We start from the raw sequence: 16,560 nt of genomic DNA, 5'->3' as shown, positions 1-16,560 counted from the left end.
TCTTAGATCAATGGAGATCAAGTGCAAGGATGTGATCCATTTGCTGTACACAGTAGGTAGCCTGTTCCCTATAAATAAACTCGCCTGATGGATCGATATAGATTGTTTCCGTATTGGCTGCTTTTCCTACTTGGAGATCGTAAATATAATCGCCTATCATAATCATTTCTTCTGAGGGACAACGCCAAGTCGACTGTAAAATGAATAGGCCTTCGGGATCAGGTTTAGGTGCCGCACTATCACGTGTTATGATATGATCACGATTAAAAAAATGCAATAGCCCTGACGCTTCTAGCGTTGCGAGCGTATTTTGAAGATTGTTTCGGGTGAGAATTCCCATTCGAATTTGGTTTTCTGTCAAGATGTGGAGCAGTTTAGTCACGCCTGGTGCCGGAGTTGCCTTCCTTGCGATCTCCATTTCGATCTCATTCAGCTTTTTATGCTTATCCCTGCGCGCTCCATCTTCTAACAGGTCTATGCCTGAAAGTATATCTAAATCTAATGGAAGTCCTAACTCACGTTTGATCGCAGGAAAATCATGCAAGGCATTGGTAAGCGTTCCATCCATATCAAAAATCCAGAATTTTTTGTGATTTCTCTTTTTCACTCGTTTCCTTTAATTTCTAAATTCTTTCTGATTTGATTTTTGGAATACAGAAAATTGGTTGATGCATATTAAAACTATGAAAAAATTTTAGCAAATGGATAATAAAGTTCAGTATTTAAATCAAATCATTGAAATCATTGATACCAAAGTAACTACCTTTAAACAGAACAAAAGTCGCATGCATACGACCAATTACACTGCAGAAAAGCAAGTTTTAACAAGAACCATTGAGGACGCGATAAAACTCGCCGAAGACATCAAACCCGTTCCCTTTTCACTCATCAGTGACCTAAAGGCTTTGATCAAACAATTATAACAGAATTTGGAAAATTGATTTAAGCAAGAAAGAGTGAGAAGTATTCACAGATTAGGCGGTCTGACCAGGATCTTGCTTTGATTCCTTCATAAAAGGCAATGTGGCTGCCCCTTTTCGTTCTTACTAAAATTGTGTTTGGCAAACTTTCCAACCAATGTAAGTTTTCAATGACATTCAAATCCACACATATGGGATCATCTTTAGAATTTAATATCAAAAGAGATGTTTCGATATTTTTAACCACATTGATAGGGTTACTCTCCGCATAATATTCTTTTCGAGATTCAAACCCAGCTAATAAGTGCAGTCGGTCCTGAAATTCGCCTATCGATTTTGATTCGGAAACATGTAAGTAACCTGGAAGCTGAGAGAGACTTTCATAATGTCTTTCCAGAAAATAATCAATCAACCTTTGTCCCATGAGCTTGCTGTACATAGGATGGATTCGATGAAATGCCTTTTCTATATCGTAGGCTGGAGAAATGGCCACCGCTGCACGAAAAACGCTACTGCTTCCGGACTCTCCTAAGTAACGGGCAAGGAGTCCAGATCCCGCCGAAATCCCGACGCCAAAAAGAATCGAATTTGGAAATCTCTTTCGGATATGTGCAAGTTGTTCTTTCAAATCGGAGGTAGAACCCATTGTATTGATCACGGGTGTGGATAACGGAAGATGACCATGTCCCCTTCTAATACAAACAACTACGATGCAATCGAGAGTTGTTTTAATATGATGTAAGGTATTTTTCACATCTTGCTCATCTCCGCTGATTGTATGAAATATGACAACAATCGGTTTCGCAAGTTTTGAATCCTCGGGAGCTAGCCCTGTCCAAACAAGCCCCGTTATTCCTCCATCTTTCATCCGCAACTCTTCGATTTTGTCGTAGATATATGGTTTCGATCGGTAATCACGATAAAGAAGTAGGATCAACATCAGATGCCGATTGAAGCACCAAAGAGTCGGAAAATAGTTTTCCTTTAATATAGAAAAATTCGATAACAGAGAACAATTTATTTCATTACGTTGAAAATGAACCGCAGGTTTGCTTACTACCTTATGAAAGTAGTAGACTACAAATAGAATCGTAAAGTAAAGCAAAGATACAACGGCGAGAGTCGAATCATTTAGCTCAGGCATTCATGATATCCGAAACGATTTCAGTCAAGATGCCATCAATCGCATTGTTTTTGTTATAATTCATAAACTCAGTTGTTAAATATTGAGAAAGGGTCGAATTAAACTGCGAAAAATCGGATTCGGTTGCATTCAAAAAATCTATCAATGTGATACTTCCATATTTTTCAATGAATTTTGAATGCAATTGATTGGAAAAATTCTTAATTGTCTCGTCCAATTTTTTATCTTGATTAGCCTGATCTAAGAGCTCACCTAACTTATCTTCCGCTATTTGCAATTGAACTTCATCGGGAAGACACAATTCCGAAAAGGGGGCGTTTAAGATGATGTATGCAATATCTTTTGAAAGCGTACTACTCGGACCAAAACTTGTTGTATGGAGAAAATCAGCAATCTTTGGCAAAAAATTTGGCAAGAAGAGATTGATAAAAGATTTGATTTGTTTGTCGAGGCCTGTTGCCTGTATCATTCCAAAAAGAGGATTTGTCTTTTTATTGAACTCGATGATTCCGCTTTCTATAATGTTTGCGATGATATCTTGGATGGCTTTTTGACCCAAAAGATCAACTAACAATTTTTTGGACGGATAGACTTCAATTGAGGAAACAAAATTTGCAATGGCCTCACCAGTCTCCTTTTCCATTCCCTCCGCCAGTGTCGCATAAGGAAACGCGGATCCCAAATCGAATTCCATGGCTGTCTTTACTCGATCATTCTTTTTACTAAGGATTTGATACACCGTGGAAGGAGGTAGCTCCGTGAATTTGGGGATAAGTGAACCCATAGGAGTATGAAACAAATAAAAGATCAGGCTTTCGTGTGATTTCTGAATTAAAGCTGGATTTTGAAGATACTTTTTTACTTGGGATTCAATTTCGGAACGATTTGTCATTTTGAAATACTTTTGCCATAGCGAGAAGATTTGATAAACAACTAAGATTCCCTACAATTGAAAAGTCAAGTTTAATGAACTTGACTTTTCTGTAATATATGTTAGTTTTCTACATATGGAACCAGCCGAGAAAGATTCGTTTGTGAAAGAAAACTTTTGGGGAAAAGTAAAAAAATTTGGGGAGAAGATCCCTTTTTTAAAAGATGTAGTGGCGATGTACTATTGCCTTCTGGATGAAAAAACCCCACTCAAAGCAAAAGCGTCCATAACCTTGGCACTCGTATATTTTATTTCTCCGATAGATGCCATTCCTGATTTTATTGCTGCACTTGGTTTTACTGACGATATAGGAATCATCGCAACGACGCTCCTTTTGATTAAAACGCAACTAAAAGAGGAACATTACGAACAGGCAGAAGCAGCGTTAAAAAATGAAAACCCTAAAGCGGAAAATTGATCTGGACAGACGTTCCATTTTCATTTTTGATACTTACTGTTCCTTTTAGCTGAACCGTAAGTTCGCGAATGAGCATCAGTCCAAAAGTATTGTCACCACCATTTAAAGCGCTTTCAGATATGCCAACCCCATTGTCTTTGACCTCAAAATAGGCCCATCCATTTTTCAAACCAGCACATATAGAAACCTGTCCATGATCTCTGCCAACAAATGCGTATTTCATAATATTCGTAAGTATTTCATTTGTGATGATACCGAGAATTTGAATTTTTTTCGTATCGAGCATAAAATCATCAACTATTATCTCTGAGTGCAAAAAATCTTGGGTGTAAAAATTCGAGAGGATTTCGGTTACCAATTGCTCTAAATAGTCTTTAAAGGAAAGCTTCCCATAGTCATCAGACTTATACAATTTATTATAAAGCAATGCCATACTTTGCACACGACCACTCGCATCCTCAAGAGCATCTCTACCTGTTTTTTCCGTAAGGGACAGAGCTTGTAATTTAAGAAAAGAAGTAATCATTGCAAAATTGTTTTTGATTCTATGATGTACCTCACGTAAAATCAATTCTTTCTCACGTAACAACGACTTTATCCGTTCTTCTGTCTGTCTTTTTTCTGTAATATTCCTTCCGTAACAACAGAGTCCTACGGTCTTTTCTCCTGAAACTATAGGTCGAAAACTAACAAGAAAAATATCCTTAACATCTTCTACTGGCGTTGGAATTTCGATCTCTATTTCAAACGTTTCCCCCGATAAGCCCCTGTCATACTGCGATTTCCAGAATGCCAAATACTCTGCCGGAAATAGATCCTGCATGAGAAGACTATCGCCTGCATTCAGTCGAACACCCGTTGTATTCAAAAAACCTTCGATAAAGATAGAATTGGCGAGTATCAGAGAATAATCTGGATTTAAGCTCCACATCGTATCTTTGCTACTATTGATGATGGTTTCGCTATTTTTTCGAACAATGTCTAATTCCAATTCGATGGTTTTGCGTTCGGTAATGTCTTGAAATGTTCCGAAGAGTCTAACCGCTTTTCCCTGCTTCATTTCGACAAAACCTTGGGTTTGTACCCAAGCATTTCGACCCTTTGCTGTGATGATGGGAAGTTCTAAGTCATAAGAAGTTCCATTTTTGATTGCTTCATCTAATGCTTGTGTAATGACAGGTCTAGCAATGGGTGCAAATAAATTGATGCCTTCATCGAGAGGAGGTTCTATCGGTGGCTCCATTTCGGCAATCTCAAATGTCTGTAAGGTCCAAGACAATTTCATAGTCGCTAAATCTACCTGCCAGCCTCCCACTTTTGCCAATTTTCCAGTAGATTCGAGCAGTTGAGTGGTCTTCTCGAGCATGCGCTTGGATTCGAATAATTTGAATGCCATTTTGATTGAGGCATCCAAAACCGTATTCATTGTATGTTTCACAACGTAACCATACGAGGTGATCTTTTCCGTTTTTGCGACGATTTCTGGTTCCACATGGCTTGAGAGAAAAACAATCGGAATCTGGTTCTCTTTTAGAATGATTTCTGCCGCAACCGTGCCATCGATGCCATTTCCTAAATCAATGTCCATTAGGATCAAATTGATTTCAGGTATGGTCCGAGCCATATGAATGGCGATTTCTCCAGTGGGGGCATGTAAAACTTGATATCCAAACGCTTCCAAACCTCTTTTTTGGCTGGCTGCAAGGAGCATTTCATCTTCCACTAAAAGCAAAGTTTTATTTTGCATGATTGTCATTCACTGAAGTATATACAATTGATTTGTTATCTTGGGAATGCGTTTGATTCGAAAATAAATTTTCTGCTTTACTAGCGCTTTTTTTTTCGTGAAAGAAATATTTCCAAATTATAAATAGAACAAAATGGAATGATTCAAAAAGTGAGATGCATGCTTAGGTAAGTATCTTCAATTTGAAAACCAAATTTTTGATACAAAGCCTGGGCCGTGGCATTTTCCTTTGCCGTCTCTAATTGGAGTCCTTTATTTCCCGTGGCTTTACCATACCCTATCACCGTTTGCATTAATTTCTCTGCGACTCCCTTCCGTCTCGCATTTTCCTTTACGTACAAATCGTTCAGGATAAGAGTTCTTTGCATTGAAACTGAGGAGAAAATAGGATAGAGTTGTGTAAAGCCAATATAGCTGTGGTCAATTGTTTTTGCAAGGAAGATGATGGATTGACGGTTTACTATCCGATCAAATAAAAAACTGCGACAGCCATCTAGGTCAGATGTCTTTCCGTAAAAAATGCGGTACTCATTAAATAAATCAACCATTGCATCAAGCTTATCAACTCCTGCCTGTTCAATGTGAATCTGTTCTAAGTTCATCAATACTCCTCAATATACAAATATTCTCCTTCCATAAATTCATTGGAGAATATTTTGTAACTACAAAAAGACTCTTTAAGAAAAGTTTTCGAAAGCAAGAATTTGACTTAGATATAAAGACAGAACAAACTAGAGCGCCAAACTTTACCTAGTCTTTCGCTTCAAAAAAAGACCACCTGATAAGACGATTGATATCAGCTAAATGTATCTTGGATATTCAAATTAACGAATCACTTCAAACAATCGGCCAAGTAAACTATCTTGTGTTTGCATTGTTTTTGAATTTGCCTCATACGCCCTGTTGACTTCAATCATGTCTACCATTTCTGTCACGACAGAAACATTGGAGGCTTCTAAAAAACCTTGTAATATTTGAGGGGATTTCAATTCCGGAAACGCAGTGGGTTCACCAGATTCTGGCGTATCGGAATAAAAGGAATCACCTTCCTTATCTAAATGACGAGGGTTTTCAACTGTACGAATCTTAAGCTTATCAACAAACTGCGGTTCGTCGTATCTATTTTCACTGATATTGGTTCCATTTTTTGGTTCAGTTCCAATTCGACCATTGATATAAACTTCTCCATTTTCTTTGACAAGGAAATTACCTTGGTTGACTCGGATAGGTCCTTTTTCGCCAAGCAAGGGAAAACCTTGCGGCGTCACAACAAAACCATTTTTATCTAAAACAAAATTTCCACTTCGGGTCAATCGCTCCCCTCTGTTGGTAAGCACTGTAAAAAATGCTGGATTTTCACTACCTGGCTGATCCTGGATCATCATATCAAAATGATTGTCCGTTTTTTTTACAGACCCTTGCTCAAAACGAGTGTATACTTCATTTACCTCGGCACCAAACCCGAGTTTACCGACAACAGGAGCCGTATCAAATGATCCCATCGGAGTTTTGCCAATGCCATCTTCCGAGAATCTATGTAAGAGCATTTCTGGGAATGTCTTGAAGACAGTGGTATCTCTTTTAAAGGCAGTCTTATCGACGTTTGCTAAGTTATTGGCAATGACATCCATTCGAACCTGTTGTGAGATCATTCCATTTGCGCCAGTATAAAGTCCTCGTATCATATGCAGTTCCCCTACATTTCCTTTCGGCAAAGAAAGGAAATTCCAATATAGAAAATGTGACATAGTCAAAAAAGAGTTGAAGTTTTTTTTTGTAAAACGGACGATATTCTATCTATGAAGATATCTATAGGCAATCTACCGCAAACACAAACAGAAGACCAGCTTAAGGCCTTGCTCTCTCCTTTTGGAACGGTTAGTTCCGTGACCATCAAACGTGATAAAATCACGAAGGTATCTCTCGGATTTGGAAGTGCCGAAATGGATGAGGCATCCGCACTCAAAGCGATCGAAGCCATTAATGGGAAAGAGATTGAAGGCAAAAAAATCGTTCTCGTAAAACAAGAAGATCTCGCAAACCAACATTCTAATGCAAACACGGCTAAGTCGTCGCCTATGAACCAGAAAAGTCCATTTGGTAAGGCTCCCTCTACGTCTGGGGCAAGCACTGGCGTACAGAGACGAGGCGGACAGCGCGGCTCCTAGATGAAATCTGTAGAAGGGTGCTTTCTTTCGATCGGAGCAGGCAAAAACCAACTCCCATTGATCCAGGCGGCGAAAGCACGAGGATTACATGTAATCTCTGTGGATAAGAACTCGAGTGCACCCGGGTTTAAGGATAGTGACATCCGCATTCTCGAATCGACCAGTGAATACCGAAAGATATTGCATGCGATGAGCCGAGTTCCTTATACCCACATCCTTAAGGGTGTTGGCTCACGGTCGTTTGGCAGTGCTGTTCATTCTGCCGCCTATCTAGCAGAAAAGTATAAACTAGTCGGAAATTCGGCTGCTTCCATTGCCCTTTTCTCTAACAAAAAGAAAATGAAACAGATGTTAGAGAAACATGGAATCCTTGTACCAGGGATTCTCAACCTTCCGTCTGAAAAATCAAAAACTAAAAAATCCCTTCCGTTTCCTGTGCTTGTGAAACCAGCTGCCGGTTATGCAAAAAAAGGGATTCGGATCATCAAAGACGAAGCGGATTGGAAAAAATGGTCCAAAGGGTTAAAACTTGATTCATGGATCGTTGAACCTGTGATAGAGGGAAAAGAAGTGACGGTCCTTGGCATGGTGATTTCGAAAAAATTTCATATCATTTCCGTCTCAGACAAGATCACCACGACAGAACCACCTTTTATCGAAAGAATTCACATCGTTCCATCGGCAAACCTCGAAATGACTGGGGAAATCAAAATGATTTGCCAGGCAGTAGTTCATGCTTCGGGTTTAGAAAATGGCCCTTTTGTTGCTGAGTTTAAAATCAATGAACGCGGCGAATGTTATCTACTGGAAGCATCGCCTGAAGTTGGAGGTGAATACTTAGCAGACTCGCTTCTAAAAGAATTATATTCCTATCCATATTTCCCTGATCTTCTTTCTCTTTACATCGGCGACAAACCAAAACCCAAATTCCTCTTGAAAGAGACGATTCCTGGTAAAATGAGTGCAATTCTATTTGCCCTTCCATCTGACAGAGAAAAGGTGGTAACTGAACATACCCAGTTTACACTACTACCAAACGAAACTCTCTTTTTTAATGAAGAACTGTTACCGGTTGGAACCAACTTAGTTGGAAGAGAAGGAAATGCCAGAAGGACTTTCGTCTATGGTATCTCTACCACCTCAAAGATATCCAGGGAGGACTGGATTGTTTCTCTACTCGAGAGACTTCCATCCTAAAACGTATGTCCAATGTCTGGGATTCCCATTACAAAAAAGAAAAATCAAAATTACAGTATCCCGATGAAAATTTAGTTCGGTTGCTTTCTCGAATTTCGCCGCCAAACAATCGCTCTCTGGATTTTGGAAGCGGGAGCGGCCGCCATATCCAATTATTGATAGAACGAGGCTTTGCAGTTTCGGCATCTGATTCTTCCTCCGAATCGGTGAGCCAATTGCAGACGTTAGATTTGAATATTCCCATTTACTTGACCAACGAATTGCCCTATTCTTTTCCCAAAAACCACTTTGGACTCATTGTCTCTTGGGGAGTATTTCATTATAATGAAAGGGATATCGCCCGTTCCATTGTCGTAGAACTTCACCAGGCAATCGCACCTGGTGGATATTTGCTTGGATCGATCCGAGCAGATCGGGACACACACCTTGGCATTCAAGCAGGCCAGATGAACTTAAGTGACCTAAAAGGTGGGTATGCAGAGACTTACTCTCTGGAAGAGTTACAAGATCTCTTGCGAGTTTTTTCCGATGTCCAAATCGGATATACGGAACGGACTCCGCTGGGGTCTCTTGAGGAAAGGATCTGTCACTGGTTCTTTCTCGCTAAAAAAACATAAACCGATGGACCAACTTAGACGTGAGTGTCCTCTCAATTCGGATCCTCCCGAATGCGACTGGCAATTCCTATATACATCACAAGGTATCTACAAGGGTATTTCCATTTATGAATGTAAAACTTGCGGTTTACAATCTCAGTATCCGCGCCAAAACCAAACTAACCTGTATGATGCAGACTACTATAAAGGAAAAGCAGAATATACTTATATAGATGAAAGGGAAACAGAAACGTTTCATCGTTATGTATGGAATGCACGCCTAGATAACATTCAAAAATACATTTCTAGCGGAAAGTTACTTGATGTAGGATCCTCATTCGGTGGATTCTTAAAATCAGCAAAAGAAAAAGGTTTTGCTGTCCAAGGTGTCGAAATTTCGAGTTATGCAAGCAAACATGCCAATGAAAACGAGATTCCAACCTTTCAGGGCTCTCTCTTAGATGCGCACTTCCCAGATGCTTCTTTTGATGTCATTACACTTGTCGAAGTCATAGAACACTTAGAAAATCCAAAAATCATCTTTTCTGAATTGGGAAGAATTCTTAAACCAGGTGGGCTCCTCCTTCTCCAGACTGCAAATTTTGAAGGTTGGCAGGCAAAAGAGGAAAGAGAAAAATACCATTATTATATGCCAGGGCACGTGTATTACTATTCTGATTCCGTTTTAAAAAAGATATTGACCCCGCTCGGATTTAATAGATTTATTTGCTACTTTGGTGTGGACTTTTCTTTACTCTCAAAACTAAGAAAGTCCAGAGGAAATTTCAAACATTGGTATGATTATAGACACTGGTTTCGAATCTCCTATTATCATTTTAAATCTAAGCTCTCGAAAGCCGGTTTTCCGCTAACATCAAGTTATGTTCTATATGCTTTTAAATCTAGGTAGGTATTTATGATCTCAGAAACCAACAATTCCCTTATGATCAGACTCACACAAATCCCAGAATCTCCTGGCTGGAAACGAAAATTGATTTTAGCCCTGCGCGTCCTCCTTGTTTCTATCCATAGATTTAATGCAGATGATTGCCTGATGAAAGCTTCTGGGCTTGCATACACGACCATAGTAACTCTAGTTCCTACTCTAACGGTAGCCTTTGCCTTGTTAACAGTTGCATCTGGTATACAAGGTAGACAGGATGAGATTTACCAAGAGGTAAACAGTTTTCTCTTAAAAAACAACATCCAATTCGATATCACTCCGTATTGGGAAACCTTGAGTGATATCATAAATACTGCCTCCCAAATCGGTGGCGTGGGTTTTATCGTATTTATTTTTTCTGCGACAGCAGTTTTGAGATCGCTTGAAAAAACGTTTCACTCCATATGGAAAATCGATCTCCATAGAACTTTTATCAATAAATTTGTTTTTTACTTCTTTTTAATCACGTTTGGTCCTTTACTCTTTGTCGTAGGCAAAGGCATTTCTGATAAGTTAATCGATGCCGTGCGAATCCCCCATCTGAAATCCATTGTCAAAACCAGCGCAGGTCAAATTTGGGTAGCAGGTGAAAATGGAAACATTGGAATTCTCACCGATCTCAAATCGAAGGTAAAATTCATTCCCAAAGAATCGATCGACTTTGAGAATATGCTTTGTGTCGATCTGACGATTGTAGAAACAGGCACGTGTAAAAATCCAAATATTTCTAAAGAAAACTTTTTCCGTATCCGTGCCAATGGGGAAACTCTCTTTGCCATTTCAGAAGAAGGCACTCTACTCCATTCAAACGATGAAGGGAATTCATGGAAAGTACATAGTCTAAAAAATATCTCGGTTACTGACTTCGGTGTATCAAATGACTCTACTGTCTTTATCCTAACCACTGATACGCGAACATTAAAATATGAACTTGGTAAACCCCTCTTTGAGATGAAACGATTTAGCGAAAAAGGTATAACTCCCATTAAAGTACGTTTTTTCGGTGAAAAAGTAGGTTTTATTTTAGATCGAGAAGGAAGATTGTGGAAAACGAAAGATGGAGGAGTAAATTTTAATTACCAGGTCATTTCTACGAAAGCCTTAAATGATATCTATTTCCTCTCTGAGAATTTAGGTTTTATTGTTGGGGATAACGGTTCCATCTTTATTTCAAAAGATGGAGGGGTTTCTTGGAAAGATATCAGCCATAAAAAATTCTCTTACGAAAAAGTTTGGGCATTCTTATCACCCAAAAAACAAGATTTTGATCTTTTCGTGCTAAATGGATTAGGTGAGATCCTTCTTTCCGAAGACGAAGGAGAAACCTGGTCTATCACTTACAAACCCAGAGGTGGAGCCATTTTAGATTTGATTCATTTAAATCCTAGCCAATCCTTAACTGGCGTAGGCTCAACTAGCGACATTCCTGAAACCCAAGATCTAGAGCATAAAGAAGAGGGTACTGTAAATAAATTAAACTCTGATATGTTAGGTATATTGGGAGTCGGTGAGTACAATAAAGTCATCCGGATCGAAAATGATGAGCAAGGCAAGCCTACCTGGAAAAAATACCAAGGTGGACTAAAAATCATTTCTCTCTATATGATTTTACATTTAATACTGCCCCTATTATCAGTTTGGATCTTTTTCGTTTTACTCTACACCATTATACCGAACACTAAAGTTCCAGTTCGAGCTGCCGTGATTGGATCTGCCATAACAGGAGTTATTCTTATTCTTTTTTTCTGGGGATTTTTAAATATTTATCTAACTTCCTTCACTGAAAAAACGATGATCATCTACAAAGCACTCGCGGCCATTCCGATCTTTTTGTTAACGATCTACTCAGTTGGAGCGATCGTCTTATTTGGAGCCGAAGTCACAGCAACTTTACAATTTCCAGATAGATACCTTCTGCCGCGCCACCCGTTTGAAGATATTGATAGTTACGTGAAACATGAATTTTATTATACGATTCAGTTTCTATCGACGGTGTATGAAAGCCAGATTAAAAATGGAAAGCTAATTACTGTTGGGGAAATTAAGGAAAAATTATTGATCCCAGAAAAAGATATCAACCAAATCCAGACAAACCTGGAGTCTGCAGACTTAATCTCCGTTTCTGAAAAGGGGAATATATCACCGTTTAAATTAAAGGATCAAGTCACCCTACTGGAAATTTATGAAAAAACGTCAAAATCTTCCTTTGGTGCACCAACGGAACTAGGTAAAACATCTGATAAAACAGTCTTAGAATTGCAGGAGATTGAGGCTAAGTTTAAAGCACAACTAAAGGTGCTCAAAATGAGTGACTTGATTGCTTAATTATTGATAGAAATTTGATTTTACTGGCGGAAGCAGTGCAGACATTTGTTTGTAAATTTGCTCCGCCATACCTAGTGATTCATTTTTTGAAATATCTTTCGAGTACTCATCGTATAACATATCTTCGAAAATTTCTTCCGCATAACCGCCATCAATAAGCTTTTCTTTATGTACGGAATTTTTCATTTCTTTGAGCATCATTTTAACGAAAACGGATTCAAATTCCACACTTGCATCAAATAGTTTTTTTCGGTAAGGATCCGCGGCGATTTCAGCCTTTATATTTTGCGGAACACTTAAGCCAGAACTACTCACCTTTCCTTGCAGCTCTGGTCGGTCTGACATCAACTTCTCAAAATCAGATTGTTTTTTCTCTGACCCGCTTTCTCTCTCAGCCTTTTTTAACGCTTCCATCTTTCCGAGGACTTGTTCATCTCTCGATCTTGAAATTCTAGAGCTATAATCTTGTACAGAAAAAATATCCATGTCTTTACCTTATTGAATGATGAGCTCAGCTCTTAAAGCGCCTTGTTTTTTTAAGGCTTCCAAAATCGAGATAATATCTTTCGTGGATGCCCCTACTTTATTCAATGCATCTACAACATCGGACACTTGTGTCGCTTCCTTTAGAACAAAGGCTGATTCTCCTTTTTCTTGTTCAGGCATCGGAAAAAAATACCTCATCTTACTGTTGTTTGCAACTTGTATGGTCAGTCCGGTTTGAGAAATTGCCACCTCATCAATGGCAATATTGGCACCCATAACAATGGTACCTGTCCTTTCATTGATGACCACTCTCGCTGACACTTCAGGCGTAATGGTTAGATTTTCCAATTTTGCCAAAAACGCTAAATCGAGCTTCGGAGCATTTTGCACTTCCGCACCCTCCGGCAACGATTGCGGGACGGGAACCAAGATCTCTGTTCCCGAAACCACTTCAGGAGTCACACCCAATGTTGTCGTAATTGCCTCGACAATGCTATTTAACGTAGAATAATCACGCTCAAGTAAGGATACCTTTACCGACTTTACAATCGGTGGACTAACAAGTGCCCGCTCTAAAATGGCACCACCAGGTATAAGTCCTGTATTGGAACCGCCTTTCTTTTCAGATAAACCTCTGCCCTTTTTATCCTTTCCACCAAACACCATCACACCGGAGGCAACGGCGATGGTGTCACCATTCCCTGCCTTTAAGGGAGATTGGAGTAGTACACCACCCTCCAGTGAACGAGCATCTCCGAGTGAGGAAACCAGCACATCAATTCTGTCTCCTTCCTTTAAATTGACAGGTACGTTAGCAGAGATCATTACACTTGCCGTATTTCTGGCTTCGCGCATGGAACGTTTGGTATTTACTCCAAGACCTGAGAGATAATTCTGTAAGGCTTCTTCGGTAAGCGGATTTTTTGTATCACCGGTTCCATTCAGTCCAACAACGAGCCCAAAACCAGTGACCTGGTTTTCACGGATGGCATTGATTCGGGCTACATCTTTCAATCGGATTTCTACGGCAAAGATTGCATCCGCAGATAGCAACAAATAGATGAGAAAGAATAGTAATAGAACACAAAACGACTTTAAATTGTGGTATAGTAATTTCATTGGTTGCTCTCACCTAGAACTCGTTTTATGTTCTTCATGATCAATTCCTGCTTTTCTGTATCAGAAAGTTCTGCTTTTCTTGTTACGGTTCCGTCGGGATTAGTGATTGTTTTCAATTGAACATTTGGATCCGATAGCTCTTTCGGGCTGAGTGTTCCCTGGAATTCCACTCTCAAATTGGCCACACTATCACTGGAAATATTCTTATTTTTGTCTAAGTCACCAGGAGAGATGGTTCCCGACAAACGTAGATTAATGCGCTCTTCACCATAAGAGTAAGTCTTCGACCCCTCTAGTTCCAAGTTTCCAGATCCTGGATCAATACTAGTCACAATAACTGCCATCGTTCCTAAAATTTTACCGTTTGTCTTGGATTTTCCGACTTTGGATCGCATATACGTATTATTGGTCGTGAAACTCGGAAGATCTGAAATTATTTTTTTGTCAGGTACTGTGCGAATATCATTCTCGAAGGTCGCTTTATATTCTGACTCATATTCAATTTTCAAACTTGATTTGAGAATTACCTTCACGACTGTGCCTGGAGAAACAACTCGCGGATAGGAATAGGGATCCTTATCTCGCCAAAGTGATTCGGCTGATAAGTTAGAACTATGATCCGATGTCTTTTTTAAACGAAATCCATCAAATAGATCTGGGAAAAACGTAACAAGACTTGCAAGAATTAGAAAAGAAAGCTTAATCCGAAAAAAGTATCTAAGGAATCCGATCATTTATACACCACCTAGCAAACATATGCCTGCTGATTGGATTTTTCCTTTTAATTTTTTATTGGAAGATAGATTGAGTAGATCTATCATTTCACCTTCATTGCCCGATACAAGAGCACGGGTTCTTACCTTCACCATGATGTTACCAGATGTATAGATAAGACTTACTTCACTCCCGCGTTCGACAAGATGCAACCTTCTAGTTTGTTTTCTCTGCAATGGCATTCCTTCTGGAATTGCATTGAGTGCCGTTTTTCCAACAGGATTTTCCAGGTCGTATTCCGTATTGTGATCAGAGGTGAAAAAAGAACGTTTTTCTATATCATAAGATTGTAAAATTTCCTTTGGTTCAATATTTCGTTTCGTAAACCAGGCTTCTTTTTTTTCTTCGATGATAAAACTCACAGGTGTCGAGTAAATGAGTTTATCTTCGTACATTACATCTAAAGGAAAAATTCGTTTCCCGCCGTGGATATTCTGACCAAATTTTCTCCAAACAAAGGTTACATTCTTTTCTGGTAATGCGACACCGGGACCTTCGTAGTAGATTTTAAAATTCTCAGGAGTAAAATAGATATTTTTGCCGAGTTCGTTACGTAAAAAGTTTTCGAGTTTTTCTTTTCCCCAAACAGAAGTCAGAGGGACGATATTAGAAGTGGTACCACCAATTTCATATGTTGCATCGTCCCCGCCAGATTTTTTGGTTACCTCTAAAAGGCGCTCTGCAATCTCAATGGCACTTACAACCATAGGAGATTTTAAGTCGGAATATAAAATCGGATCCGTGTTTGATTTCCAATTTAGAATGTCACTTGCTCTCACCTCTCCCGACTTCAAAACTGCGCGAGGTTTCAAATAGAGTGAGATTCCTTTTTGGTTTTGTTCCGCATCATACGGGATCGAAACAAACATAATGAGTAGGAGTGCAAGTGCTTTCATTTTTTTAAGTTAATCTAATATCCCCGAATTAACGTTTTAACCCAATCGCCGTCGATAGCATGTTATCTGAGGTTTGGATCGTTTTTGAATTTGATTCGTAAGCTCTTTGGGCAACGATCATATTTACCATTTCCTCTACGATCTTTACGTTACTCATTTCTAAGAAACCTTGCAAAACCCCACCATAACCTTCTTGTCCAGGCATTCCTGGAATCTCGGGTCCGGAGGCCACTGTCTCACGAAATAAGTTTTTCCCCACTGCCTGAAGTCCAGCCGGGTTCACAAAACGATAAAGTTCGATCTGTCCAATCGTCGTAGGTCGGATGTCATTACCAATCTTTACTGTGACTTCGCCTTCTTCGGCAACCATAAGCGTATTTAATATCGCATTTTCAGGGAGGATGATTGGTGGTTCTAAAAGATATCCATTGGAGGTTACCACTTGCTGGTTGGAATCGATTTTAAAAGATCCATCCCTGCTATAGGAGAAAGTGCCATCAGGCATTTGGATTTTGAAAAATCCCATTTCACCAGTAAGCGCTAGGTCTAATTTATTTCCAGTGGCTTGAAAAGATCCGATTTCGAATAACTTCTGTGTGGCGGCAGTTTTAACCCCATGACCCACGTTGACTCCGGTTGGAATTTCAGAAACAGAGGATGCAGGTGTGCCCGCAAGGACTTGGTGTTGGTATACCAAATCTTCGAAATCGACACGGTTCTTTTTGAAACCTGTTGTATTTACGTTTGCTAGGTTGTTGGCAACTGTATCAATATGAAATTGCTGAGCAATCATTCCGGTAGCGCCGGTCCAAAGTGACCTCATCATATAAATGCACCTCTTTTGAAACCTATCGGTTAGATTTAAAAAGTGCTGAAGTGTCTTTTTTCTGTTTTAT

18 protein-coding genes are annotated in these 16,560 nt (G+C 39.4%); 7 read left to right on the top strand and 11 right to left on the bottom strand.

Annotation, left to right across the window (positions count from 1 at the left end; all coding sequences use genetic code 11):
• Positions 1-7: 7 nt before the first annotated feature.
• Positions 8-607, bottom strand: a complete 600-nt coding sequence (locus EHQ58_RS02275; RefSeq protein WP_246047064.1) for an HAD family hydrolase — start codon at positions 605-607, stop codon at positions 8-10.
• A 94-nt stretch (positions 608-701) separates the two neighbouring features.
• Here EHQ58_RS02275 and EHQ58_RS02270 point away from each other — a divergent pair, with 94 nt between their 5' ends.
• Positions 702-923: a hypothetical protein gene (locus tag EHQ58_RS02270; RefSeq protein WP_135621719.1), complete on the top strand. Its 222-nt coding sequence runs from the start codon at positions 702-704 to the stop codon at positions 921-923.
• Positions 924-942: 19 nt separating this feature from the next.
• On the opposite strand, the gene EHQ58_RS02265 is transcribed toward EHQ58_RS02270, so the two are convergent.
• On the bottom strand, positions 943-2,064 hold the full coding sequence (locus tag EHQ58_RS02265) for a YheT family hydrolase (RefSeq protein WP_135621718.1): 1,122 nt from the start codon (positions 2,062-2,064) through the stop codon (positions 943-945).
• The gene (locus EHQ58_RS02260; protein ID WP_135621717.1) at positions 2,057-2,956 is read right to left on the bottom strand and encodes a hypothetical protein; all 900 of its coding nucleotides are present in this window, start codon (positions 2,954-2,956) and stop codon (positions 2,057-2,059) included. The genes EHQ58_RS02265 and EHQ58_RS02260 overlap by 8 nt, the downstream gene beginning before the upstream one ends.
• Before the next feature lie 115 nt (positions 2,957-3,071).
• On the opposite strand from EHQ58_RS02260, the gene EHQ58_RS02255 reads away from it, so the two are divergent.
• A complete protein-coding gene (locus tag EHQ58_RS02255; protein ID WP_135621716.1) occupies positions 3,072-3,413 on the top strand; it encodes a YkvA family protein in 342 nt (113 codons plus the stop codon).
• Here the strand turns inward: EHQ58_RS02255 and EHQ58_RS02250 are convergent.
• The 3 genes from EHQ58_RS02250 to EHQ58_RS02240 all read right to left on the bottom strand — a co-directional run bounded on the left by EHQ58_RS02250 (position 3,397) and on the right by EHQ58_RS02240 (position 6,845).
• Entirely contained in the window at positions 3,397-5,160 is a 1,764-nt protein-coding gene (locus EHQ58_RS02250; protein WP_246047062.1) for a histidine kinase dimerization/phosphoacceptor domain -containing protein, read from the bottom strand. The two genes, EHQ58_RS02255 and EHQ58_RS02250, sit on opposite strands and share 17 nt — an antisense overlap.
• Positions 5,161-5,303: 143 nt before the next feature.
• On the bottom strand, positions 5,304-5,762 hold the full coding sequence (locus EHQ58_RS02245; protein ID WP_246047060.1) for a GNAT family N-acetyltransferase: 459 nt from the start codon (positions 5,760-5,762) through the stop codon (positions 5,304-5,306).
• A gap of 222 nt (positions 5,763-5,984) precedes the next feature.
• Positions 5,985-6,845 (bottom strand): flagellar hook-basal body protein, encoded by an 861-nt coding sequence (locus tag EHQ58_RS02240; protein WP_135621714.1) that lies wholly within the window; start codon positions 6,843-6,845, stop codon positions 5,985-5,987.
• A 114-nt stretch (positions 6,846-6,959) separates the two neighbouring features.
• Between EHQ58_RS02240 and EHQ58_RS02235 the strand changes: the two genes are divergently transcribed.
• The 5 genes from EHQ58_RS02235 to EHQ58_RS02215 are packed head-to-tail and all read left to right on the top strand — an operon-like array spanning position 6,960 to position 12,389.
• Positions 6,960-7,328, top strand: a complete 369-nt coding sequence (locus EHQ58_RS02235) for an RNA recognition motif domain-containing protein (RefSeq protein ID WP_135621713.1) — start codon at positions 6,960-6,962, stop codon at positions 7,326-7,328.
• Positions 7,329-8,525, top strand: a complete 1,197-nt coding sequence (locus EHQ58_RS02230) for an ATP-grasp domain-containing protein (protein WP_135621712.1) — start codon at positions 7,329-7,331, stop codon at positions 8,523-8,525. It abuts the gene before it with no gap.
• 5 nt (positions 8,526-8,530) lie between these two features.
• Positions 8,531-9,142, top strand: coding sequence for a class I SAM-dependent methyltransferase (locus EHQ58_RS02225; RefSeq protein ID WP_135621711.1), 612 nt, complete (start codon positions 8,531-8,533; stop codon positions 9,140-9,142).
• Positions 9,143-9,146: 4 nt separating this feature from the next.
• On the top strand, positions 9,147-10,031 hold the full coding sequence (locus EHQ58_RS02220; RefSeq protein WP_135621710.1) for a class I SAM-dependent methyltransferase: 885 nt from the start codon (positions 9,147-9,149) through the stop codon (positions 10,029-10,031).
• 6 nt (positions 10,032-10,037) lie between these two features.
• A complete protein-coding gene (locus EHQ58_RS02215) occupies positions 10,038-12,389 on the top strand; it encodes a YhjD/YihY/BrkB family envelope integrity protein (protein WP_135621709.1) in 2,352 nt (783 codons plus the stop codon).
• Here EHQ58_RS02215 and EHQ58_RS02210 read toward each other — a convergent pair whose 3' ends face one another.
• Genes EHQ58_RS02210 through flgG form a run of 5 tightly spaced genes read right to left on the bottom strand, consistent with a single transcriptional unit; the run spans position 12,390 to position 16,490 of the window.
• Entirely contained in the window at positions 12,390-12,875 is a 486-nt protein-coding gene (locus EHQ58_RS02210) for a rod-binding protein (protein ID WP_135621708.1), read from the bottom strand. It lies immediately after the preceding gene.
• Between the two features lie 9 nt (positions 12,876-12,884).
• The gene (locus EHQ58_RS02205; RefSeq protein ID WP_135621707.1) at positions 12,885-13,994 is read right to left on the bottom strand and encodes a flagellar basal body P-ring protein FlgI; all 1,110 of its coding nucleotides are present in this window, start codon (positions 13,992-13,994) and stop codon (positions 12,885-12,887) included.
• Entirely contained in the window at positions 13,991-14,728 is a 738-nt protein-coding gene (locus tag EHQ58_RS02200) for a flagellar basal body L-ring protein FlgH (RefSeq protein ID WP_135621706.1), read from the bottom strand. The genes EHQ58_RS02205 and EHQ58_RS02200 overlap by 4 nt, the downstream gene beginning before the upstream one ends.
• Positions 14,729-15,664: a flagellar basal body P-ring formation chaperone FlgA gene (gene flgA / locus EHQ58_RS02195; protein ID WP_135621705.1), complete on the bottom strand. Its 936-nt coding sequence runs from the start codon at positions 15,662-15,664 to the stop codon at positions 14,729-14,731.
• A 28-nt stretch (positions 15,665-15,692) separates the two neighbouring features.
• Positions 15,693-16,490 carry a flagellar basal-body rod protein FlgG gene (gene flgG / locus EHQ58_RS02190; RefSeq protein ID WP_135621704.1) on the bottom strand — a complete coding sequence of 266 codons (798 nt, stop codon included), beginning with the start codon at positions 16,488-16,490 and terminating at the stop codon, positions 15,693-15,695.
• Positions 16,491-16,560 lie beyond the last annotated feature (70 nt).

This window comes from Leptospira ognonensis (genome assembly GCF_004770745.1).
Taxonomy (GTDB): Bacteria; Spirochaetota; Leptospiria; order Leptospirales; family Leptospiraceae; genus Leptospira_A; species Leptospira_A ognonensis.
This window is presented reverse-complemented; position numbering and strand designations above follow the sequence as displayed.